Raw genomic sequence first — 23,519 nt, forward strand, 5'->3', positions numbered from 1 at the left:
TTACATCGAATACAACACCTTTAAAAGAAAAGAGACTCCCGTGAAAGCTGCGATATTAATTGCTTCATTACTTAGCCCACTCGCTGTTGCAGGTCAGTGCGATATAAACACCGGTTATGCGAAAGCAAACTATACTGTCACAACCGATACTGTTGCTAACAAACAGCACACAGAAAACGCCTTTACGCTTTGGCGTACGCCTCATCAAGTGGCTAAGCAAAACCCACAATTTATCGAGTTGTGGCAACAGTTACGTAATCAGCAAATGCGACCAATCCGTTACTTTCAACACGCACAGCGTGGTATTGAATATCAGCCTTCTGAGGTTCAGGGCGAACAGGATTGGAGTGCCAAATATCAGTTGGTAAGCAATGCACTGCTCGAAAAAATGACTTTAAAAAACAGTGCAGGCGAAGGTTGTGAGCTGACTGAACATTATCAATACCAGCAAGCAGAGACAAAAATAGAGTTAACGTGGCTTGCTAATCAGCAGCTGGTTAAAGAAATGCGTATTTCATCGCCTTCTTATAGTCGCATAGTTGCTTTAACCACGGTTGAGCACAATAAAGACGCGGTAACAGCACAATTTGCCAAGTGGGATAACTTTCAAACGACAGATTATGCCGACATTGGTGATAATGAAAGCGACCCCTTTTTAGCCAAGATGATTAATTTAGGGTTTGTAGAGCATGGCGCGACTGGTTTTTATGATGCGCAAGGTAATCAATTGCAAAGTGAGCATCAGCACCATCATTAACATGCCTTGCTAAACGTTGCCGCTGAATGTATTAAAGCGGCACACCCTTACAGCACGTCTTTGGCTGTACGATTTATCATTTAAAGTACACAGTTCAATAAGCACCAGCCCTTGGTTTTTTGTTATCAGTCCCAAGGTATAGGGTATACGCTAACGAAGGAGCAGACGAATGACAAAACATGTGGTTGTAACGGGTGCCAATAAAGGTATTGGTCTTAATTTCTGTAAGCACTATTTAGCACTAGGAAACCGTGTTACGGCGGTTGTTCGCACGCCAAGTGAAGAGCTAAAAGCGCTCGATGTGAAAATAATCAGTGATATTGATGTCGCTAATCCAGACGATGTAACAACACTTGCCAATCATCTTCATGGCGACAAAATAGATATTTTGATCAACAACGCGGGTATTTTTCATAACGAAACCCTCGATGAGATGGATTTTGCTGCAATTGAAAAGCAAATAAGTGTGAATGCCATCGCGCCTGTTCGTATTACTCACGCGTTATTACAAAACTTAGGGATTGATGCCAAAGTAGCGATGATTACATCACGAATGGGCTCAATCGCTGATAACGGCTCGGGAGGCTATATAGGCTATCGTATGTCAAAAGCCGCACTCAATGCTGCGGGAGTGAGTTTGGCTCATGAGCTTAAAGATAAGCAGATAGCCGTTGGGCTATTTCATCCCGGGTTTGTACAAACAGAGATGGTAAATTTTGCAGGAGATATCAGCCCAGAGACAGCCGCTGAACGTTTAATAAAGCGCATCGATGAGCTAAACCTTGATAATAGTGGTGGTTTTTGGCACTCAAATGGTGAAACTTTACCTTGGTAAAGAGTGAGAAAATAAGTCATTAACAGTAAAGCAGTTAGCAATAAAAAAGCGGTTAACTGCTGATAACTTTCGCTAATTTTTGCTCTTTTTGTTTGCTATACTTCTACAATGACAGCCATATTGATGTAGAGAACAGCACATGGAACTAGAGCAAAATAGCGATTTAACCCTTCCCCTTTTTTATTTCGATGAGCATCTCAATAGTCGTGACATTGAGTCGCCTGATTTACTTTTACACGTCACGTTAGATGAAAATCTACTTACCCAGCTTTGCCAGAATCCTGCTGTTGATAGTAGTGTGGCTATTGCCTTAACTGATTATCGACTCGAAGCATTGGCTGAACAATATCAGTCACTGATAAAGGGTGAGCACCATGCTCAGCTAACCCTTGTTCGTGGGCCACTATTAAGTGCAATGCTCAGCGCTGAGGGCGACAGCAGTTTTGTATCGCCTCAAGTCGATATGATGCCAACCTTTGACTTAGGTGATGACCTAGAGGATAGCGAGGAAGAAGGATGAAAAAAACCTTCACGACACTATTTGGCTTAATCTTATTAAGTGGTTGCGCTTATTTAGGGGCAGCGCACTATGATGAGCTATTTGGTAAAGAGCAACCTCAACAGCGTGTTGTTGCAGCATCAACCCCACAAGGTGCTGAGTTTCTGGCAGATGTAAAGCCAGTGCTTGATAGTCGCTGTGTGGTGTGTCATGGCTGTTATGATGCGCCGTGTCAATTGAAGTTATCCTCGGTTGAGGGCATCGACAGAGGCCTCAGTAAAGAACGTGTTTACGATGGAACGCGCTTGCTGGCCCAAGAGCCTAGCCGATTGCTGTTTGACGCACTCGATACCACTGAGTGGCGAGAAAAAGGTTTTACACCGGTGCTTAATGAGCGTGTGCAAACTGAAGAAGCGAATTTGGCTGCCAGTGTCCTTTACAATGCGTTAGTGCTTAAACAAAGTAGCCCGCTTCCGACACAAGCAATCTTAGGTGATGAGTTTGATTTTAGTCTCGATCGTGAGCAAACATGTACAACCATGAATGAGTTCGATGCGTTTGCAAAGGACAACCCGCACAGTGGGATGCCATATGGTTTGCCGGGTATTTCAAGTGAAGAATTTCAGCGTTTAGCAAAATGGTTAAAGCAAGGGGGCTATCTGGCACATATTGAGCCGCCAGAAAAAAACGTACTTAAACAAGTTGAGCGCTGGGAAGCGTTTTTAAACCAAGAGGGTTTAAAGCATCAACTTGCAGCTCGGTATATTTATGAGCACTGGTATTTAGCCCATATTTATTTCCCCGAACAGGGAGATAAACACAGCTACTTTAAACTCGTTCGCTCATCAACCCCACCGGGCCAAGACGTTAAAGTGATTAGTACGCGTCGTCCTTACGAAGATCCCAAGGTATCTCGGGTTTATTATCGTTTGATGCATGACCGTTCAACTATTTTGGCAAAAACACACCTGCCGCTTGCTCTTAATGATGAAAAACTTGCGCGTTTGCACGCTCAATTCATCGAAACAGAGTATCAGGTTGATAAGCTGCCAAGCTATAAACCGGATGTTGCTTCAAATCCATTTAAAGCATTTGCGGCCATCCCGGTAAATTCTCGTTATCAGTTTATGCTTGATGAAGCTGAACTGATCATTATGGGGTTTATTAAAGGCCCTGTATGTCGTGGTCAAATAGCCCTTAATGTTATTAACGATCAATTTTGGGTTGCCTTTGCAAAACCTGAAATGGCAGCAACCCCTAAGGTGGGTGAACTGTTATTACAGCATGAAGATGCACTGGCATTGCCCGCTGAAGAAGAAAGTAACGCACTGCCTATTTCAAGCTGGGTGAAATACTCAAAGAGTCAAAATAAGTATCTCTCTGCTAAAGTGGCTTTGGCCAACAAAATGTTCGCTAATGGCCAGCACTTAACCACCGATTTACTGTGGCGTGGCGATGGTCATAATCAAAATGCGGCACTCACCGTTTTTCGTCATTTTGATAGTGCAACCGTGGTTAAAGGCTGGATAGGCCAACAGCCTAAAACAGCATGGGTGCTTGATTATGCTTTGTTTGAGCGCATTCACTACTTGCTGGTGGCTGGCTTTGATGTGTATGGCAATATAGGCCATCAATTATTAACGCGTTTATACATGGACTTTTTACGCTTAGAGGGTGAGGGCAATTACTTAGCGTTACTACCAGAGAACAAACGAGAAGAAATCAAAGCCCAATGGTATCGTAAATCACCGCCAAGTCTCACGAGCTTTTTTGAAGATGAACTGTCCTTTAGTCAGCCATCGGGCATTGAATATAAAACCACAGACCCACAGGCGGAATTATTCAACATCCTTAAAGCAAAGTTAAAGCCTATATTGAGTACGCGTTATGATTACACGCAAGTACCAGAGCCTCTCTCGCAGATTAATGAGTTACCGGTAAAAGCGATTAACTTATTGCCACAAATTTCATTTGTGTTAGTGAAAGAGGGGGCGGATGCGCATAAGGCATATACCATTATTCACCATAATGCTCATTATAATATTTCGAGCTTATTGAACGAAGAAGGTCAGCGTGCCTATGATGAAGATACTGTGACGATTGTGCCTGGTTTTATTGGTGACTACCCTGAAGCGATTTGGTACTTACACAATACTGAGCAAGTTAATGCGTTCGCATCAGGCCTTGCTAAAGTCACTGATGAAGCAGCGTACAGAGACTTGAAAAGTGAGTTTTCCATTCGTCGAACGCACCCGCAGTTTTGGCAATACAGTGATATTTTGCACCACGTTGCCAAGCAATATCGCGGTGTTGAGTTTGGGCTATTTGATTATAATCGGCTCGAAAATAGATAAAGTAATTGATAGTGTTAACCGATAGTTTAAAGCCCACCTAGAGTGGGCTTTATTGTGAAATGTGAACTACAATTATGCTTAAAAATAAATGAGTAATACATGTTGAAGCTAGTTAAGGATATCCGACAACGATATCGGTGGGGGTTATCAGCCATTGCTATTTTGATAACCATCTCTGCTGCCCTAATGCAGACTCTTTTTTATGTGCAAAAAGGGGATGCGAAGGTGATCAACATTGCCGGTAAGCAGCGGATGCTTTCACAAAAAATAGCGCTGCATGGAAATGCCTTGATCTATCAGGATTCAGAGCGTCTAAAAGAGCAACATCGTAGGTTGTTACAGCAGGCTGTAGAACAATTTGTGTCAGGACATCAGTTTTTACTTGAACAAGAAAATGGCGAATTTATTCATTTAAACTCTGCACTCGAAGCGCATTACTTTTCTCCTCCAAACCAACTTGATGCGCATGTTAAGCGCTACATAAGTCAGGCTCAGCAGTTATTAAATAGTCGCACTAACTCCAGCAATATAGACAGTTCTATTTTTGTGAGCGAACAATTAGAGGCGCTGCTAACTAAGTTAGATCAAGCGGTAAAATTACTCGAGCAAGAATCGGTGTATAAAGTCACGATTATCTCGGTACTTGAGGTGGTGTTTTGGCTTGCTGCTATTGTGTTGTTAATCATAGAGCTTATTTTTATTTTTAAACCAATGGAAAAGCTGATTGCAAATACCATTCAGAAATACCAACAACAAAAAGAGTATGCAGAGCGGGTTAATAAAAATAAAGAGCGGTTTATTGCGCGAACAAGTCATGAGTTCAGAACCCCCTTGCAAGGTCTTACCTCGTCGATAGAAGCGCTTGATATTAGCGATAATCAACAACTGACGAAGCAACAAGCCATATACTGCGTTAACCGTTTGGTAGCTATGCTCGATGAGCTACTCGATTTACAACAGCTATCATCAGGCGACTGGCAGCTAAAGCCACATTCAAGCAACTTACTAACCACCTTGAATCAAGCTATTGCGCCTTATAAGTACGCGTGTAACGATAAAAATATTACGCTCAGTGTGAATATGTCTGAGGCATTAGACAAAGACGTGGTGACTGATCACGCAAGGCTACAACAAGTGCTTTCTGAGCTTATCAATAATGCGGTTAAGTTCACCCCTAAACAAGGTCGAATTGCCGTGAATGCGATTTGCAAAGGTCACAAACAGGTAATTCTGGAAGTGCAAGATAATGGCACCGGTTTTGAGCATCCTCCTGCTGAGCTGCTTGACTTTGAGCATGATAGCGAACAGCATTTTCAGGGCTTAAAAACAGGCCTGTTACGGGTTATGCATATTGTAAAAGCACTGAATGGCAAGATTGAGTTTCAAAACGTTCAGCCTCATGGGGTTAAAGTCGTTATTCATTTGGATCTCGAAAATGCCCCCAAATCTGAAATGCCAATGCAGCTACCAACAAACCTGCATTGCTTAATAGTTGAAGATAATCCTCTCAATGCCACAATTTTAGGGCGTATTATTAGTCAGTTTGACTTTAGTTATGACATTGCGAGTAATGGCTTAATTGCGACAAGTATGACAGCTGAAAAAAAATACGATGTGATATTTATGGATTTAAACATGCCAGTTATGGATGGTTTTAAGGCAACAGATATTATCCGCAATGAACAATCGCTATTAACGCCGATACTTGCCGTAACAGCCAACACCTCGAATGAGGACTTGCAACGAATTTATGACTTAGGCGCCGATATGCATGTGTATAAGCCGATTTCAGTCGAGTCAGTGCAAAAAGCCCTCGGCGCATTATTCACAGAGGGCAAACAGGGATAAGTTGTTTAAAATGAAGAGTTAGTGTCTAACTTTTATGTCACCAACGCCGACTTCTACATCAATGTTGTACTGACCGTTGCCTTGGTAACTTGACTGTGAGCTCACCACTTTACGGTGCGTGTTAGACTCATTTTTTAAGCCACGAATTTTGGTATCACCAACACCTGACTCTAATTCAATGCGTTTGTAGTCATCAAGTGCACTATCGATCCGCACTGCACCGACACCCAGTTCAATCTCAACCGAATTGCTCAGTTCATTAATCTCAATGTCACCCACACCTAATTCAACATCAATCGCCATTGATTTTGGCATTTTAACTAACCAATTTTGTTGAATGTCATCGTTATCTAATTTCAAACTTAATAGATTAGCGCGTTGAGAGTGGTTCAGTTCGATGCCTGACAAGTCAATCTCTGAGCCAAACCAGCCTTTATCATTTTTTGGCTCAATACGAATGGTGACGTGTACTTCGCTGCCGTCATAGCTTTGTACTTCTAAGCTGCCCACCGGAAAATCGATATCAAGCTGACTGGCATTATTAATCGCAAACGTGTGATTGAGTTCACGTGAATCTTTTGCCATTGCTTGTGAGGTTGTCAGTATTAAGCCCACTGCTGCTACACCCAGTAATTTTTTCATTGTATGTTCCTGTTAATGACCTTTTATACCTTAGTCGCAGCGGTGATTAAAAAAGGTTTAAACGGTTTTTAATTTTTTATTGAATGCGGTAACGTCGAACTAAACATAACGTGGAATGAGGGTTCAAAGTGCAACAAACGCAGTTGGTTAATGTTAAAGCCAGCCTAAAAGGGCAGGGCAATGATGTATATTGTGTAGACAATTTAAGCATGACAGTATCAGCATCGCAGCACTGGGTGTTACTAGGTGCAAATGGTGCCGGAAAGTCGGCAATAGCCGCTGTTATCGCTGGGTTTGCTACTATCGAACAAGGCCAGTACACAAATAGTTTTGAGCGCGTCGCGCTGGTATCGCCAGATAGACAAAAGCAATTACTTGCAGAAGAGTTAAACAAAGATCAGGACGATATTATTGAAGGGGTGTCTTCATTCAGTCGTGTCAGCGATCTCATTTTAGCAGGTCGAAGTCCTCAACAAATCGACAATCAGCTGCTCAATCAGCTATTAGAGACCTTTGATTTTGAAAGTAAACTACATAAAGCGTTTCGTGATTTATCGACCGGTGAAACACGTAAATTAATGCTGATCCAAGCGTTAATAGGTCAGCCTGAGCTATTGGTACTTGATGAGCCCTTTGATGGCTTAGATGTAGCAGCGATGACTGAATTGAACCATCAGTTAGCAAAGTTAAGTGAAACAACGACGATGGTTTTTGTGCTTAATCGCTTATCTGAGATTCCAGACTGTGTTGATCATTATGCGTTTATAAAAGACGGTAAAGTTACTCATCAATTAGCGCAGCCAAGTGCTGAACAGCGAGATGATTTACTTAAACTATTGCATCTAACACACACCGATTTAGAGATACCAGAGGCTGATAGTGACCATCAAGCGCCACCGCTTATTGACCCTATCCTGGTTAAACTCACGAATGCGTCGGTCAGCTTTGGCGGAAAAGCTATTTTTGAAAAGCTTAATTGGCAAATTAATCAAGGCGAGCATTGGCAATTAACCGGCAAAAACGGTTCTGGTAAAACCTGCCTATTAAACCTCATTACTGGCGATAACCCACAGTGTTATAACAACGACATCAAGGTATTTGGTTATCAGCGGGGGAGTGGCGAAAGTATTTGGCAAATAAAGCAGCATATTGGTTATATTTCTAATGCGTTACACATGGACTACCGTGTGGGTACTTCGGCATTGAATACGATTATTTCTGGTTTTTATGACAGTATTGGCCTTTATCAAAAAGCGAGTGATAAACAGCTGACTATAGCTAAAAATTGGCTAGCACTACTTGGCTTAAGTGATAAACAAAACAGTTCATTTACTCAGTTGTCATTTGGTGATCAACGCCTGTTGTTGATTGCCCGCGCGATGGTTAAGCATCCTAACTTACTCATTCTCGATGAGCCATGTTTAGGACTTGATGAGGCAAACAGACAGCGGGTTTTATTATTAATCGAAAAAATTTGCAGCGCAAAAACCAGTACCGTGATTTATGTTAACCACCATGCAAGCGATCACATTGCAGGAATAGCGCATTATTTAGAGATGGAAAATGACATAAAAAAAGCGCCTTAGGCGCTTTTTGGACATGCAATTGATTTAAATGCGTGTCACCGTAAAGCCTTTATCGGCTAGCTGTTTAAGTAAACCGTGCTGCTCAGGCAAATGCAGTGCCCCGACTGCTATAAATAGCTTTTCTTTACCGATACGCTTAGATAATTGCTCAACCCAGTTGTTGTTGCGATCAATTAGCATCACTTGTTCACTGAGTTCACCATACTGTGAGTCATCAAAACTTTCGTTATAAAATTGAGTGAGAGTTTCCATATCACCCGACTTCCACGCGTTTATTAAACCAAAGAAATAGGTGTCGGCATCGGCGAGTTGCGCGAAAGTTTCTTCAATCATTTTATCATTCATGATTGCTAAGTGTTCAAACATTTCCATTTGTTGTTCTAGCGTTTCAAGCTCACCCACTGAAATTTTATGGTCTTTAGCGTAAGCAAGGACTTGCTTGTCAATTCCGTATTGGTCAGAAAACCCCACTTTTTGAAACTCCATTTGCATCATGGTTATCATGACGGCCCACGGTGCTAAGTTTTTAAACATAGCAATATCTATGGACTTATCAGCAAAGTATTTTTGCAGTTTGGCATAGTTAGCTTCAGAGAGTTCTGACTGTAATGTTTTGCCGTCTTTTAGCATCATAAAAGGCAATGAGCGACGTTGCATATCGACAGGAGATATCGCACTGATATCGACTTCAACGATGACTTTATCGGTCTTATCAAGTGCATTGGTTACTTTGCTTGGCAGTCCTTGCATACTTTTATCACCGACATGCACCGTGCCGAATAAATATGAGGCAATGCCGTTTTTCTCTACTTTCCAAAGTCCTGGTTCAGCAAATACTTGCTGACTAAAGCCCAGTAGTAGTAGAACAAAAAACAGGGCATTAATACGCTGTATGAATTTCATAACTTTCCTTTTCATGCTGTTGTTGTTTTCAATACTAAACTAATTTTCACAGAGAGGTTTAATAAAATGAGAACAACCCGAAAAAAATTACCTATGAAAGCTAAAAATTAATCAATCATTTAATTGGTTATAACGAGGTATGAAATTTCAATAGCTAGCTATATGTGAATTTTTAATCTTAAATATAGTTAATGTTGGATATTTATTTCTTTAATTTCGTTTTTTGTGATGTTTTTTGAATTGATTTTTATGTTGACTTGAAGGGCTGGGCGCGGTACTAATAGAAAAAGGCAGCGGGATGGCTAGATTTCCGCAACAAATGACACGAATTTGGTATCAGTAAATGCTTACAAATAAACTATCTCTAATCCTAATTAACGTCGTGGTGATTATTATTACCGCGGGGGCTACTTAGTGCTTAGAGAAAAGTGAAGCATTAAAAAAGCCCCCCGCACTTAACAGTCCGGGGGGCTTTTTGTTTTAACCGCAAAAAATACACAATGTCACTGAGGAATGAGGATTTAAGATGACAGGCGCAGAGTTAACAATCGATTTATTAGCCAAACATGGCGTAAAGGATGTCTTTGGTTACCCGGGTGGTGCCATCATGCCTATTTACGACGCTTTGTATGGCGCGCCAGTCAAACATTATTTGACCCGTCATGAACAAGGCGCTGGCTTTGCCGCTGTAGGTTTTGCACGTAGTACGGGTAAGTTGGGAGTGTGTTTTGCAACGTCAGGCCCGGGTGCGACTAACCTTATCACGGCATTGGCTGATGCGATGATGGATTCGGTGCCATTATTGGCGATAACGGGGCAAGTGCCTACCGCAGCGATTGGCTCAGATGCATTCCAAGAGATTGATGTACTCGGTATGTCGTTGTCTTGTACAAAGCACAGCTACATGGTTGAACGCCCTGAAGATTTAGCTGAAATACTGCAAGAAGCCATCCACCTAGCGCAAACAGGGCGTCCGGGTCCTGTGTTAGTCGATATTCCTAAAGACATTCAAATGGCACAGGTGCCATTCCATCCTTGGTTAGCGGCAGAAGATACGTTGCCAAAACTTGACCCCAACCAAGTTGCCATTGCGAATCAAATATTAAGTGAAGCACAACGACCCGTTGCCTATGTGGGGGGCGGTGTACAAGCCGCAGATGCACAAAACGAGCTTATGCAGTTTTTAGAAAAAACCCACATGCCAGCGGTAACAACGTTAAAAGCGTTGGGGAGTGTGTTACCTGATTACGAGTACGACCTTGGCATGCTAGGTATGCACGGTGGCAAAGCGGCTAATTTAGCAGTACAAGAATGCGATGTTTTAGTGTGTATTGGTGCGCGCTTTGATGACAGAGTTACGGGCAACCTAAGTAAGTTTGCCGCAAAAGCTAAAGTTATTCATTTGGATATCGATGCAGCAGAAATCGGTAAACGAAAGCCTGTAAAAGCGTCTCTCGTCGCTGACTTAAAAACGTCTCTACCGCAACTCGATTGCTTTGTAACCCCAGATGAGTGGCTTTTACATATTGAAAGTATGATGAAAGAGCATGCGTGGCGTTATGACTATCCGGGTGAAAAAGTATTTGCGCCTTACCTGCTAAATCAACTGAGCCAAAAAATGCCGAAGACCGGTGTGGTGTGCTGTGATGTGGGCCAGCATCAAATGTGGGTTGCACAGCATATGAAGTTTTCGCACCCCAGCAATCATTTAAGCAGTGGCGGGGCGGGTACGATGGGCTTTGGTTTGCCTGCGGCAATAGGTGCACAAGTGGCACGCCCAAACGATTTTGTTATTACGGTCTCGGGTGATGGCTCAATCATGATGAACATTCAAGAGCTGGCGACAATTCGCCGTAATAATTTATCAGTAAAAATACTTATCTTAGATAACCAGCGTTTAGGCATGGTACGTCAATGGCAGCAGTTATTTTTCGAGGGGCGTTATTCTGAGACCAATCTTTCAGATAACCCTGATTTTGTTCAACTCGCTGCAGTGTTTGGTATCCCAGGTCAAACTGTGACAAGAGCGGATGAAGTTGACACGGCGATTGATGCACTTGTGAATAGTCAAGGTCCTTACATTTTACATGTGTGTATCGATGACAAAGAAAATGTATGGCCGCTTGTACCACCCGGTGCAGCCAATGATGAGATGATGACGGAGACTGTAAAATGAAACACACCCTAACGATTGCACTCAAAAATCAAAGTGTCGCTGTTGAGCGCTTTTTACGCGTTGCCCGTCATCGCGGTTTTGATCTAACAAAAATGAACTTAGAAATGGCAGAAGATGCATTCAGAGTGACTATGACAGTGGTTAGCGATAAACCCATTCATTTATTAACGTCGCAGTTAAATAAATTGGTCGATGTAAAGCATGTGACGCTTGAGAGTCAGCTGCAACAGCAAGCAATTTAATCACAGACAAATTCAACAGGTAACTAGAGCAGCACAGACTATGCTTTAGTAAGAAATAAATTAGGAATGAGGAAGTCAGTGGCACGCCACTGCAACAACAGAGGTAACTATGGCTAAATTACGAAGTGCAACAACAACAGAAGGTCGTAAACGCGCAGGCGCACGTGCATTGTGGCGTGCAACAGGAATGACAGATAAGGACTTCGGTAAGCCAATTATCGCTGTTGTGAATTCATACACGCAGTTTGTTCCAGGGCATGTTCATTTAAATCAACTCAGTGAGTTAATGGCCGAAACGATTACTGAAGCGGGTGGTGTACCAAAAGAATTTAATACCATTGCGATTGATGATGGGATTGCGATGGGCCACGGCGGTATGCTGTATTCGCTACCTTCTCGCGATCTGATTGCTGACTCAGTAGAGTACATGGTTAACGCGCATTGTGCCGATGCGATGATCTGTATTTCTAACTGCGACAAAATCACCCCAGGTATGATGCTGGCTGCATTACGCTTAAATATTCCGGTTATCTTTGTGTCAGGTGGACCGATGGAAGCAGGTAAAACCCGCCTTGCTGATATCGACATTAAACTCGACTTAGTTGATGCCATGGTGAAAGGTGCCGATAGCTCAGTCAGCGACGAAGACTCAGACAAAGTAGAGCGCTCAGCGTGCCCAACGTGTGGTTCATGTTCGGGGATGTTTACGGCTAACTCAATGAACTGCTTATTAGAAGCAATTGGTTTGGCATTGCCTGGTAACGGCACAACACTTGCCACTCATAAAGACCGTAAACAGTTATATGTTGAAGCAGGCGCACGCATCGTTGATTTATGCCGTGAGTATTATCAAAAAGATAATGCCGACGTATTACCACGTGCCATCGCCAATCGCACCGCTTTTATGAATGCAATGGTGGTGGATATTGCAATGGGTGGCTCATCAAACACGGTGTTACATTTATTAGCCGCAGCCCAAGAAGCGGGTGTCGATTTTGATATGTCACATATTGATGAGCTTTCACGCAAAACGCCTTTTTTATGTAAAGTTGCACCTGCCACAAGCAAATATCATATTGAAGACGTGCACCGCGCTGGTGGCATGATGGCAATTATCCGTGAGCTAGGTAAAGCGGGTTTAGTTGATTTGTCTGTGGATCACGTTGCAGGGATGACGATGGCGGAGTTAGTTGAGAAGTGGAATGCCACAGATCCAAACAATGCCGTTGCACAAAAATTCTATAAAGCAGGCCCAGCGGGTATCCGCACCACGAAGGCGATGAGCCAAGAATGTCGTTGGCCTGAACTGGATAACGATCGTGAAAATGGCTGTATTCGCAGTGTTGAAAATGCGTTTCGTCAAGATGGTGGCTTAGCGGTGCTGTCGGGAAATTTAGCGCTGGATGGTTGTATTGTTAAAAGTGCCGGTGTTGTTGAAGAAATGCTGCATTTTGAAGGCCCAGCAGTGGTTTACGAATCACAGGATGATTCAGTTGAAGGTATATTAAATGGTGAAGTAAAAGCGGGTGATGTTGTGGTGATCCGCTATGAAGGTCCAAAAGGGGGCCCAGGTATGCAAGAGATGTTGTACCCGACCAGCTACTTAAAATCGGTAGGTTTAGGTGAAAAATGTGCATTGATCACTGATGGCCGTTTTTCGGGTGGTACCTCTGGTTTGTCGATTGGTCATGTCTCGCCTGAGGCTGCCAGCGGGGGAGCAATTGCGTATGTAGAGAACGGCGATAAAATTATTATTGATATCGCCACCCGCGAAATCACCTTAGCCCTGAGCGATGAAGAGCTTGAAGCACGTAAGCAAAAGCAATTAGCACGTGGTAAAGAGGCCTTTAAACCACGCGATCGTGAGCGTTATGTATCATCGGCACTAAAAGCGTATGCATTATTGGCAACCAGTGCAGACAAAGGGGCGGTCCGTGATTTAGCTAAGCTTGAGGAGTTAAGTTAATCATGGTTTCACAGGAGCTCGATTATTTTCGCGCTATCATCCAAGCAAATATGGAGCCGCTTGCAAAGGTTACTGAGGTCAGTGAAATGGCCGAACTTAGCGCAAGGCTCGGTAATCATGTGTGGTTGAAGCGTGAAGACCAACAACCCGTTTATTCGTTTAAATTGCGCGGTGCATTCCATAAGTTGAGTAAGTTGCCAAAGGGCTCTGATGTGGTCACTGCATCGGCTGGCAACCATGCTCAAGGCGTTGCGTTAAGTGCATCGTTTTTAGGGCACAAAGCGACAATTGTTATGCCGGTAACCACACCCGAAATTAAAGTGAGTGCAGTGCGCGCGCTAGGTGGTGAGGTTGTATTACATGGTCATCACTTTGATGCAGCAAAAGCCCACGCGTTAGCGCTAACAGAGCAGCGCAATGGCGTATTTGTGCCTCCTTTTGATGACCCCGATGTCATTATTGGCCAAGGCACAGTTGCACGAGAACTGATGCAGCAGCTAAACGACCTTGATGCCGTTTTTATTCCTGTTGGCGGTGGTGGCTTGTTGGCGGGAATGGCTGTGTACATAAAATCATTGCGACCTGATATCAAAGTAATTGGTGTTGAAGCGGATGAAAGTGCGTGTTTAAAAGCAGCATTAGAGGCGGGGAAACCTGTGGAGCTTGACCGCGTTGGTAGTTTTGCTGATGGTGTAGCGGTAAAAATAATCGGCACCGAAACGTTCCGCTTAGCACAAAAGTTTTGTGATGAAGTTGTGACCGTGAGTGGCGATGAGATTTGTGCTGCTATGCAGGATATCTTTGTTTCTACCCGTGCAATTGCTGAGCCTTCAGGGGCTTTATCGACAGCGGGTTTGAAAAAATGGTGTCAGCAAAGCGGTGTAAAAGGCTTAAATGTTGCTGCTATTTTATCGGGCGCGAATTTAAATTTTGACCGTTTACGCTACGTTGCTGAGCGCACTGCGTTGGGTGAAAAGAACGAAGCATTACTCGCCGTCACCATCAAAGAAGAAAAAGGCAGCTTTAAGCAATTTTGTGCTTCGTTAGGTGGCCGAGCTATTACAGAGTTTAATTACCGTTATGCAGGACCGGGTGAAGCACAAATATTTGTGGGTATTGCACTTCGCCAAGGTCAGCAAGAGCTAGATGAGTTAAAAGCAGTACTCACTGAAAATGGCTATACATTTTGTGACCTGTCAGATAACGAATTGGCTAAATTACACATTCGTTATATGGTGGGTGGAAAAGCCCCAGCGCAATTACATGAGCGATTATTACGTTTTGAATTTCCTGAATACCCAGGTGCATTAGCGCGATTTTTAGATACGTTAGGCAGTAACTGGAATATTACGTTATTCCATTATCGCAATCATGGTGGCTCTGTAGGTAATGTACTTGCTGCATTTGCTATCGAACCGAGTGATTACGACGTATTTAACGAGCATTTAAATCGTCTTGGTTATAATGTTCAGGATGAAACCAATAATCCATGTTTCACGCAATTTTTAACGACTCAAGGTCAAAAGTTGAGTGAAGCTAAAGCTGCCAATCAATAAACTGGGCTCCATCGAGGAGCCTTGATTTTTTGCATATTTTTCCTATAGTTATTGCACGATTGTAAAGCAAGGACGATGCGTGCGAGGAATGCGTTATTACTTAGGGTTACTCTGTTTAATGCTAAGCATAAGTGCCAATGGCTCAGACAAGGTGACCTTGCAACTAAAATGGACTCATCAATTCCAGTTCGCTGGCTATTACATGGCAGCAAAAAAAGGCTTTTATAAAGACGCTGGACTTGATGTCACTATTTTACCCGCAGATCCTAACAACCCTAACACGTTTGATCAGGTGTTAAATGGTCAAGCCGACTTTGCTATTACGCATTCTGGTATTTTGCAACAACGTGTGCAAGGTGCCCCCGTTGTTGCCTTAGCGGCTATGCTGCAGTTCTCCCCCTATTGTTGGATGGTTAAAAATAACTCTGATATTTTCCAGCCGCGTGATTTTGCGGGTAAAAAACTCAGTAAAATTAGCTCACTTGAAAACGCAGAGTTGTTAGTCATGCTGCAAAGGGCGGGGCTTGATTATCAAAGTTTAATGGCTGCAAGCCAAAAAGGCGGAATAGAGCAGTGGTTAGCTGGCGAACTTGATGCTGTGCAAGTGTATGTAACTAATGAGCCGTATACTTTAACACTGCGTGGTGTTGGGCACCGATTAATTTGTCCACAAAAATTTGGCCTGAATGTGTATGGCGATATTTTATATACCTCGCAGGCTATGCTTAAAAATAAACCGGATATAGTTGAGCGTTTTTATCAAGCAAGTTTAAAGGGATGGCGTTATGCACTGCATAATATGAATGAGAGTATTAATGTCACTCAGCGTGATTATGCCCCGCACAAAAGTATGCAGGAACTTGCATATGAAGCCGATGTACTCGCTAACTATATTCAGCCTCCGGGCAGCAAGTTGGGGAGCATGTCGATGGCTAAATGGCGACTTATCGCTGACCTTTACAACATCGATCAAGACGAATTTGATCATGCATTTTCAGGGTTTATGTATGATCAACAGCAAAGCGAGGGCATAGAGTTATCTTGGATGCTTATTTTAGCGATAATATTGAGCATTGCATGTGTTCCTTTGTACATTGGTCTAATAAGCAATGGAAGGCGTTAAACCTCTTAAAAGCTGTTATACTCACTTTTATTTTTTGTCGTTTTTGTAGTTATGACACTTGCCCAGCACTTTGCTGCTTTAGATACACTGCTTTATTCAACTCGCCAATACTGGCAATGCACGGCATTTGACTTTGATGATATTCCATGGCCTGAATTAATGTCTTTATTATGGGCGATTGATGACAGCCAAGTGAGTGAACTTGATGCCGACCAGCATGCTTTATATCAATACTTTTGTGATGCTATAGACGGTGTTGATGAACTTAATGCCTTATGCGAACTGCCCACAACAAAGTTGCCAAGGAATGAATTTCCATTTTGGATCAGTAATGGCATCAAAGGACGCAAGTTTGAGCAGTTACAAGATTTTGTTGCAGCGATCAGCCAAAATTCACAGCAACACCCTGTTTTAGAGTGGTGTGCAGGCAAAGGACACTTAGGGCGGATGCTGGCATTTAGTGGCGCACCCTCGGTACACAGTATTGAACTACAAGAGCACCTGTGTGAGCAGGGAGCTCATAGTGCTAAGCAGCAACAATTAGCCATGCAGTTTTCACAAGCGAATGTATTAACGGATAACACCGATGCATTTTTTAAAACAGAGCAACATGCCGTCGCTTTACATGCATGTGGTCGTTTACACCAAACATTTATGCAGCAGGCAAGTCGGGCCAAAACCCAGCAGATAAGCTTTTCACCCTGTTGTTATCACTTATTTACCGACGATGCCTACCAAGCAATGAGTGAGCATGCACAGCATAGTCAATTGACGCTAACCCATCGCGATTTAAAGCTGGCCTTGCAAGAAACCGTGACCGCACCAAGTCGGGTTGATAAAGTGAGAAAAACAGAAGTCGAGTGGCGACTTGGTTTTGATGCATTACGTAAATCAATTACCGGTGTTCAGCACTATGTGAGTGTGCCTTCCGTGAATAAAGCGGTATTTTCTGATTCTTTTAGGTCGTTTTGTTTGTGGGCAGCTGATAAAAAGTCACTACATATACCAGATGATATTGATTACAATGCATTTTTAGAGATAGGTAAGCAGCGTAAAAGGGTCACAGAACGCATTGAACTCATCCGACATGTGTTCAGAAGAGCAATTGAAGTTTGGCTCGTGCTCGATCGTGCTTTATATTTGCAACAACAAGGCTATCAGGTATCAGTAAGTACGTTTTGTGAAAAACAGCTCACACCAAGGAATATCTTGATCCAAGCTAATTATTAAAAATCGTAAAGAGGCGCAATGAGAAAGTTAAAAAATTTATTCGAAAATAATAGACGTTGGGCTGCGCGTACGAGTGAAAGTGATCCTGAGTTTTTTAAAATTCTATCAATGCAACAAAATCCCGAGTACTTGTGGATTGGCTGTTCGGACTCACGTGTACCCGCTAATGAGATAGTTGATTTATTACCGGGTGAGTTATTTGTACACCGTAACGTTGCAAATGTGGTTGTGCATACTGACCATAACTGTTTATCAGTCATGCAGTACGCGGTTGAAGTACTTAAAGTTAAGCACATTATGGTCGTTGGACACTATGGCTGTGGGGGTGTTCAAGCGGTTTTAAATGAAGCACGCTTTGGCTTAATTGATAACTGGCTACGTCATGTTGGTGATGTAAAAGAAAAACACATCGAACAGTTAAACGCATTACCAGAAAAAGAACGTTTAAACAGCCTGATTGAACTCAATGTAATTGAGCAAGTACGTAACGTGTGTCGTACTAATATCGTGCAAGATGCGTGGGCGAAAGGCCAAGAACTTACGATTCATGGTTGGGTATATGGTTTAGCAAATGGTCATTTAAATGACCTTGAATCCGTGGTGACCTGTGCTGAAGAAGCCACAGAGACATACGGTACTGCGGTAAAACGTGTTTTCGAACGTATTGCAGAGAAAAGTTAAGACTTAACTGGATAGAAAAAAGGTGAGCTAAGTAGCTCACCTTTTTTTATTGTTCGTCTTGTTTGCTAGCAAGTTGCTGTTCAAGTAAGGCAACCTTTTCTTCTAGCTCCGTGAGTTTTTCACGAGTTCGAATAAGTACTTGGCTTTGAATATCAAACTCATCACGGCTTACAAAGTCCATCTCAGCAAGTTTGTTTTGGATAGCTTGCTTCGTTTTACCTTCAATGGTGTCGGCAAGGTTTTTCACGCCTTGTGGCATGTTATCAGTGATTTGCTTTGCGATTTCTTCAAGTTTTGCTGGGTTGATCATCTTCGTCCCTTGAGTCACGTAAAAAAACAATCTTACCTTATTGGCTAGGCGTAGTGTAGTGATTACGGTAAAATTGCCGGTTCTGTCTTTGGATAATTTCTTAGGGGCTTATGAAACTCAACCCAAAACAAGATGAAGCGGTAAAGTATATCAGTGGACCGTGTTTGGTATTAGCCGGCGCAGGCTCAGGTAAAACGCGTGTAATTACCAACAAAATCGCTTACTTGGTGCAAAAGTGTGAGTATCAAGCACGTAACATAGCAGCCGTTACCTTTACTAATAAAGCGGCAAAAGAGATGCGCGAGCGTGTTGCACAAACGCTTGGTAAGCAAGAGTCTAAAGGGTTATGGGTTTCGACATTTCATACCTTAGGTCTTGAAATCATCAAAAAAGAATTAACCACATTAGGCTTTAAGCCAGGATTCTCATTGTTTGATGATCAAGATACCAATCAATTATTAACCGAGCTTACAGAAGACGAACTAAAAAAAGACAAAGACTTATTAAACCTGTTAAAAATGCAGATAGGCAGTTGGAAGAACGAGCTTATTTTACCCGAACGGGCGATTCGTGAAGCGCGTGAGCCACAAAAAGCACTGTTTGCCCAGTTGTATGCCCGCTATCAAAATCAACTACGAGCTTATAATGCCCTCGATTTTGATGATCTGATCATGATCCCCACCTTGCTACTGGGACAAAATGCGACAGCACGTGAGCGTTGGCAACAGCGTTTTCGTTATTTGCTGGTGGATGAGTATCAAGATACGAATACGAGCCAGTATCAATTGGTTAAGTTATTAGTGGGTGAACGTGCTCGCTTTACGGTGGTGGGAGATGATGACCAATCAATTTATTCGTGGCGTGGTGCTAAACCACAAAATCTGGTGTTATTGAGTAAAGACTTTCCGGGTTTGCGTTTAATTAAACTTGAACAAAACTACCGAAGTGCAGGGCGTATTCTTAAAGCAGCCAATATTCTTATCGCTAATAATCCGCATGAGTTTGATAAAAAACTGTTCAGTGAACTAGGTTATGGTGAACCGATTAAAGTCATTGGCTGTCGTGACGAAGAGCATGAATCTGAACGCGTTGTTGCAGAGATCATTTCGCATAAGTTCATGAAGCGGACCAGCTATAAAGATTACGCCATTTTATATCGGGGGAATCACCAAGCGCGCGTATTCGAAAAAGCGCTGATGAGTAACCGTATCCCATATAAAATTAGTGGCGGAATGTCGTTTTTCTCACGTTCAGAAATTAAAGATATCATGGCGTATTTACGCTTGTTGGTTAATCAAGACGACGACAATGCATTTTTACGTATCGTGAATACCCCACGACGAGAAATAGGTACCGTCACTCTCGAAAAATTAGGCACACTTGCCAACGAAAAGCACATTAGTTTATTTGCTGCCTGCTTTGAGCCTGAACTTGCACATCGTTTAAAAGGGCGGGGCTTTAATGCGTTAGCAGGGTTTGCTCGTTGGGTGGTTGAACTGTCTGATAATGCAGTGCGGGGTGACACGCTCGAAGCGGTAAAAGAACTGGTCAGGCAAATTAATTACGAAGCGTATCTTTACGAGTCATCGCCTAGCGCAAAAGCCGCAGAAATGCGTATGAAGAATGTGTCGGAGTTATATCGTTGGATCACCGATATGCTGACCGGTGATGCCGATAACCCCCCGTTGAATTTAGCAGAAGTGGTGAGCAAGTTAACGCTGCGCGATATGCTTGAGCGCAATGAAGAAGAAGATGAATCTGATGCGGTACAGCTTTTGACTTTGCATGCCTCAAAAGGCTTGGAATACCCGTATGTATTTATGGTGGGAATGGAAGAAGGGTTATTACCTCATCAAGTGAGCATCGACGAAGATAACGTTGAAGAAGAACGTCGTCTTGCTTACGTAGGTATCACAAGAGCCCAGCAAGAGTTGGTTATGACATACGCTAAGCTGCGCCGTCAGTTTGGTGAAACATCGGATACAGAGCTGAGTCGTTTTGTGCAGGAGTTACCACAGGATGATTTGGCCTTTGAAGCAAAGAAACCGCCTTCTTCACAAGCAGAGCGAATGGAGAAAGGTCAAGCACGTGTTGCTAACTTGCGTGCCATGCTTAAAAAGTAACGCCGTTATGCTCAATGCACATGTTTAAATATTTAAATCAAGCGGTATTGTCGAGTGTGTGCTTGTCGTCTCTTTATTGAAGGGCGCAAGTGCATGCTGTTTGCCAATAAACAGCGATAAGCCGTGTTTATCTAACAGGGTACGGTAGTTAAAAATCGATGGGCCTTTGGCTATGACTTGGATATTTTGAATATGGGTAATAGCCAGTACACCTTGAAGCTGTAAATGATAGTTTTCTTGTTGTAGCACACGCTTACTGAAAGTTGAGCTTAATAATAAGTAATCGAACTTAAATTCGGTCAGTAAGTTCAATTCACAGCGATCTTTTGCAAACTCATTCAAACCTATCGAGAATCCTTGTGCCACAAGACTTTTTAGGTTTTCTATTTGTACAGCCGATGCATAACGAATTTCTTGTTCATTAAATAATAAACATATCTTTTTAGCATCATGCGCTTTGAGAAGGTGACATAGCGCTTTAAAGTTGATGCGTTCAAGCACTAATCCTGAGCATGGAAATAACACCTTTTGTAACTTTGTTTGGGCGGCTAATGAAAAAGCTTGTTTGAGTAAACTCAGCTCAACTTCGAAATGCTGAATACGATCAGTGGCAAACTTCTTGAGTACTTCAAAGCTGGTACTGCCAAGTACAGGGTGTTCTCCAAACGCCTCTAATAGCGACTCAGCATGTGCTGACTCGTCAAGCGTAATGATTTCTGAGCTTCTAAAATGCATTGGTAAATCATCAAGGTGATGCATATTTTCAGCTTCATACTGTGAGGTCGTCGCATTGAGTAAAGGATGAAAACACTCAAAGCGGTTGCGCCCTGCGTTTTTAGCATAATACATGGCTGCATCAGCATCACGAATAATCTCATCGGTGTGCTTGTAACTCGTTTTTGAGTAGGTAATCCCTATACTTGCACCGCTTTGAATACATTGACCTTTCATGCAGAAAGGTTTCTTCATGATTTCAATAATGCGTTTTGCAACATCTTCTGCTTGCTGCGGCTCTGTTAAATGGGTGAGCAAAACAACAAACTCATCGCCGCCTAATCGTGCAAGTAAATCATGTTCTCGAATACAGTGAGAAAATGATTCTGCGACACTAATTAAAAACTGATCCCCAGCTTGGTGACCTAATTGATCGTTAATATCTTTAAATTTATCTAAGTCGATAAACAGCACTGCAAATTGTTGCTCTGGATAGCGTTGATAATGCTGCAGCGTTTTTTCAAGCTGTGTTAAGAACAAGCTTCGATTCGGTAAGCTGGTGAGCGAGTCATGATGTGCATCGTGATATAACTGTTGTTCAATTTTTTTACGCTCTTCCATTTGCATTTGTAAGTGCATATTGGCTTGGCGCAATTCTTTGGTCTTTTCAGCAACGCGATGTTCAAGCTTTTGGTGGCTTTGCTTAAGTTCTTGGTTAGCTAAATGGGCTTGGATTACATTGGCGATTTGGTGTGAAACGAAGGTGATGAGCTCACAATCATCTTGGCTAAATTCATGTTTATTGTTATATGCTTGGCAAACAATTAAGCCAATTACCCCTTGTGATGTCTTTAGTGGCGCTCCTAACCAGCTGGTGGCAGATTCTTCGGGCGGAATATCTCTAGGCCTTTCTATGACCCCCTGTTTTATGAGGCTTTTCGCGCGCTTTGCATCAATCACTTGGCATTTTTCGGTACTCAGTACCAACTCACTGTAACCTTTAGCAAATGGCCGAGGTTCGGCATTATCGCTGTATTCATCAACGCAGTAAGGAAAGCTTAGCCAGTGAGATTGTTGGTCATACAGCGCAATATATAAGTTATCTGCGTACGTAATGGTTTTTATTATTTTGTGTACATGCTGATATACGTCTTCTAGATTTTCACTCAGTGTTGCAAGCTCAGAGATCTTAAACAGTATTTGCTGTCGTTCTAATGCTTTTTTTCGGTGTAATATTTCTTCATTGAGTGCCTGGTTACTTTGCGTCAGTGCGCGGGTGCGAATTTTGACTTCGGACTCAAGAAGTTCGCGCTTTTTAACGCGTTCTATAGCAGTTGCAAGGTAAAGTGACATCACTTCTAACAGTTCAATTTGCTGCTCAGAATAGCTTTGCGCTTTATCGTAGCTCTGCGCCACCATCACGCCAATGATGGTTTTATCACGATAGACCGGTACGCCAACCCAGTGCTCTGCGGGGGTCCCTAAAGCTTTAAATTGACCCTTTTTAACAGCTTGTTGGGTTTGTTCTTTAGTAAAGTAGCTGGTTTTACCATGTTTGAATACATGACCAGTTAACCCCTCTTTGAAGTGTTGATCGTATTTTAAGGGCACAGAAAGGCCATCTTTTTCGTCTGCAAAATACGACAGTTCTAAAAGATCGTTCACAGGGTTGTGCAGCACAACGTAAAAGCTTTTACTTGGGATAAAGCTTTGCAATATATCGTGAATAGCGGGGTAAAGAAGGGTTAATTCGGCAACAGTGCTTGCTTGCTCTGATAACTGTAATAGAGCATGTTGCAAGTGATGAGATTGCTTATATTTTTGTATAAGCGATTTTAAGCGAGCATTTCTACGGACTAGCTTATCAATGTGTGTTGCTGAATCTTCCAATGATTTAGAACCAGTTTTTATTATTGTTTAAATATTGTTCTTTATAGTTCCACTTTTTTCGTAGATCGTCAAGTAGCAGATAGG

General features: G+C 42.6%; 18 protein-coding genes. 14 read left to right on the plus strand and 4 right to left on the minus strand.

The window, feature by feature from the left end:
- Positions 1-40: 40 nt before the first annotated feature.
- The 5 genes from D0907_RS01995 to D0907_RS02015 all read left to right on the plus strand — a co-directional run bounded on the left by D0907_RS01995 (position 41) and on the right by D0907_RS02015 (position 6,293).
- Positions 41-757, plus strand: coding sequence for a hypothetical protein (locus D0907_RS01995; protein ID WP_118843945.1), 717 nt, complete (start codon positions 41-43; stop codon positions 755-757).
- 169 nt (positions 758-926) lie between these two features.
- A complete protein-coding gene (locus tag D0907_RS02000; RefSeq protein ID WP_074989869.1) occupies positions 927-1,592 on the plus strand; it encodes an SDR family oxidoreductase in 666 nt (221 codons plus the stop codon).
- A 139-nt stretch (positions 1,593-1,731) separates the two neighbouring features.
- Complete coding sequence (locus D0907_RS02005) at positions 1,732-2,112, plus strand: hypothetical protein (protein WP_036971539.1); 381 nt, start codon at positions 1,732-1,734, stop codon at positions 2,110-2,112.
- Positions 2,109-4,445: a fatty acid cis/trans isomerase gene (locus D0907_RS02010; RefSeq protein WP_036971537.1), complete on the plus strand. Its 2,337-nt coding sequence runs from the start codon at positions 2,109-2,111 to the stop codon at positions 4,443-4,445. Before D0907_RS02005 ends, D0907_RS02010 begins: the two co-directional genes overlap by 4 nt.
- Positions 4,446-4,544: 99 nt before the next feature.
- Positions 4,545-6,293: a response regulator gene (locus tag D0907_RS02015; protein ID WP_118843946.1), complete on the plus strand. Its 1,749-nt coding sequence runs from the start codon at positions 4,545-4,547 to the stop codon at positions 6,291-6,293.
- Between the two features lie 18 nt (positions 6,294-6,311).
- Here D0907_RS02015 and D0907_RS02020 read toward each other — a convergent pair whose 3' ends face one another.
- Positions 6,312-6,935: a DUF4097 family beta strand repeat-containing protein gene (locus D0907_RS02020; protein WP_118843947.1), complete on the minus strand. Its 624-nt coding sequence runs from the start codon at positions 6,933-6,935 to the stop codon at positions 6,312-6,314.
- Between the two features lie 128 nt (positions 6,936-7,063).
- On the opposite strand from D0907_RS02020, the gene modF reads away from it, so the two are divergent.
- Positions 7,064-8,521, plus strand: coding sequence for a molybdate ABC transporter ATP-binding protein ModF (gene modF / locus D0907_RS02025; RefSeq protein ID WP_257473669.1), 1,458 nt, complete (start codon positions 7,064-7,066; stop codon positions 8,519-8,521).
- A gap of 24 nt (positions 8,522-8,545) precedes the next feature.
- Here the strand turns inward: modF and D0907_RS02030 are convergent, their stop codons facing one another.
- Entirely contained in the window at positions 8,546-9,424 is an 879-nt protein-coding gene (locus D0907_RS02030; protein WP_118843948.1) for a TraB/GumN family protein, read from the minus strand.
- A 526-nt stretch (positions 9,425-9,950) separates the two neighbouring features.
- On the opposite strand from D0907_RS02030, the gene ilvG reads away from it, so the two are divergent.
- From ilvG to can, 7 genes are all read left to right on the plus strand, one after another.
- A complete protein-coding gene (gene ilvG / locus D0907_RS02035; RefSeq protein ID WP_118843949.1) occupies positions 9,951-11,600 on the plus strand; it encodes an acetolactate synthase 2 catalytic subunit in 1,650 nt (549 codons plus the stop codon).
- Complete coding sequence (gene ilvM, locus D0907_RS02040; protein ID WP_036971521.1) at positions 11,597-11,842, plus strand: acetolactate synthase 2 small subunit; 246 nt, start codon at positions 11,597-11,599, stop codon at positions 11,840-11,842. Before ilvG ends, ilvM begins: the two co-directional genes overlap by 4 nt.
- 109 nt (positions 11,843-11,951) lie before the next feature.
- Positions 11,952-13,808: a dihydroxy-acid dehydratase gene (gene ilvD, locus D0907_RS02045; protein ID WP_036971518.1), complete on the plus strand. Its 1,857-nt coding sequence runs from the start codon at positions 11,952-11,954 to the stop codon at positions 13,806-13,808.
- A 2-nt stretch (positions 13,809-13,810) separates the two neighbouring features.
- Complete coding sequence (gene ilvA / locus D0907_RS02050; protein WP_065978247.1) at positions 13,811-15,364, plus strand: threonine ammonia-lyase, biosynthetic; 1,554 nt, start codon at positions 13,811-13,813, stop codon at positions 15,362-15,364.
- A gap of 118 nt (positions 15,365-15,482) precedes the next feature.
- Entirely contained in the window at positions 15,483-16,487 is a 1,005-nt protein-coding gene (locus tag D0907_RS02055; RefSeq protein WP_118844777.1) for an ABC transporter substrate-binding protein, read from the plus strand.
- 51 nt (positions 16,488-16,538) lie between these two features.
- A complete protein-coding gene (locus tag D0907_RS02060) occupies positions 16,539-17,717 on the plus strand; it encodes a methyltransferase (protein WP_118843950.1) in 1,179 nt (392 codons plus the stop codon).
- Between the two features lie 18 nt (positions 17,718-17,735).
- Positions 17,736-18,398, plus strand: coding sequence for a carbonate dehydratase (gene can, locus D0907_RS02065; RefSeq protein WP_036971509.1), 663 nt, complete (start codon positions 17,736-17,738; stop codon positions 18,396-18,398).
- A 46-nt stretch (positions 18,399-18,444) separates the two neighbouring features.
- Here can and ubiK read toward each other — a convergent pair whose 3' ends face one another.
- The gene (gene ubiK, locus D0907_RS02070; protein ID WP_036971505.1) at positions 18,445-18,708 is read right to left on the minus strand and encodes a ubiquinone biosynthesis accessory factor UbiK; all 264 of its coding nucleotides are present in this window, start codon (positions 18,706-18,708) and stop codon (positions 18,445-18,447) included.
- A 110-nt stretch (positions 18,709-18,818) separates the two neighbouring features.
- Here ubiK and rep point away from each other — a divergent pair, with 110 nt between their 5' ends.
- Positions 18,819-20,831 (plus strand): DNA helicase Rep, encoded by a 2,013-nt coding sequence (rep, locus tag D0907_RS02075; RefSeq protein WP_036971502.1) that lies wholly within the window; start codon positions 18,819-18,821, stop codon positions 20,829-20,831.
- Positions 20,832-20,855: 24 nt separating this feature from the next.
- On the opposite strand, the gene D0907_RS02080 is transcribed toward rep, so the two are convergent.
- Complete coding sequence (locus tag D0907_RS02080) at positions 20,856-23,435, minus strand: diguanylate cyclase domain-containing protein (protein ID WP_118843951.1); 2,580 nt, start codon at positions 23,433-23,435, stop codon at positions 20,856-20,858.
- Between the last annotated feature and the right edge of the window lie 84 nt (positions 23,436-23,519).

It is taken from the genome of Pseudoalteromonas lipolytica (assembly GCF_003515105.1).
Classification (GTDB): domain Bacteria; phylum Pseudomonadota; class Gammaproteobacteria; order Enterobacterales; family Alteromonadaceae; genus Pseudoalteromonas; species Pseudoalteromonas lipolytica.

What these genes read in the sequence shown, in the direction of transcription:
- ilvD (WP_036971518.1), top strand. Translation starts at nt 11,952, where the DNA reads ATGGCTAAATTACGAAGTGCAACAACAACAGAAGGTCGTAAACGCGCA.
- D0907_RS02005 (WP_036971539.1), top strand. Translation starts at nt 1,732, where the DNA reads ATGGAACTAGAGCAAAATAGCGATTTAACCCTTCCCCTTTTTTATTTC.
- D0907_RS02030 (WP_118843948.1), bottom strand. Translation starts at nt 9,424, where the DNA reads ATGAAATTCATACAGCGTATTAATGCCCTGTTTTTTGTTCTACTACTA.
- ilvM (WP_036971521.1), top strand. Translation starts at nt 11,597, where the DNA reads ATGAAACACACCCTAACGATTGCACTCAAAAATCAAAGTGTCGCTGTT.
- ubiK (WP_036971505.1), bottom strand. Translation starts at nt 18,708, where the DNA reads ATGATCAACCCAGCAAAACTTGAAGAAATCGCAAAGCAAATCACTGAT.
- D0907_RS02000 (WP_074989869.1), top strand. Translation starts at nt 927, where the DNA reads ATGACAAAACATGTGGTTGTAACGGGTGCCAATAAAGGTATTGGTCTT.
- ilvG (WP_118843949.1), top strand. Translation starts at nt 9,951, where the DNA reads ATGACAGGCGCAGAGTTAACAATCGATTTATTAGCCAAACATGGCGTA.
- ilvA (WP_065978247.1), top strand. Translation starts at nt 13,811, where the DNA reads ATGGTTTCACAGGAGCTCGATTATTTTCGCGCTATCATCCAAGCAAAT.
- D0907_RS02055 (WP_118844777.1), top strand. Translation starts at nt 15,483, where the DNA reads ATGCTAAGCATAAGTGCCAATGGCTCAGACAAGGTGACCTTGCAACTA.
- rep (WP_036971502.1), top strand. Translation starts at nt 18,819, where the DNA reads ATGAAACTCAACCCAAAACAAGATGAAGCGGTAAAGTATATCAGTGGA.
- can (WP_036971509.1), top strand. Translation starts at nt 17,736, where the DNA reads ATGAGAAAGTTAAAAAATTTATTCGAAAATAATAGACGTTGGGCTGCG.
- D0907_RS02015 (WP_118843946.1), top strand. Translation starts at nt 4,545, where the DNA reads ATGTTGAAGCTAGTTAAGGATATCCGACAACGATATCGGTGGGGGTTA.
- D0907_RS02020 (WP_118843947.1), bottom strand. Translation starts at nt 6,935, where the DNA reads ATGAAAAAATTACTGGGTGTAGCAGCAGTGGGCTTAATACTGACAACC.
- D0907_RS02010 (WP_036971537.1), top strand. Translation starts at nt 2,109, where the DNA reads ATGAAAAAAACCTTCACGACACTATTTGGCTTAATCTTATTAAGTGGT.
- D0907_RS02060 (WP_118843950.1), top strand. Translation starts at nt 16,539, where the DNA reads ATGACACTTGCCCAGCACTTTGCTGCTTTAGATACACTGCTTTATTCA.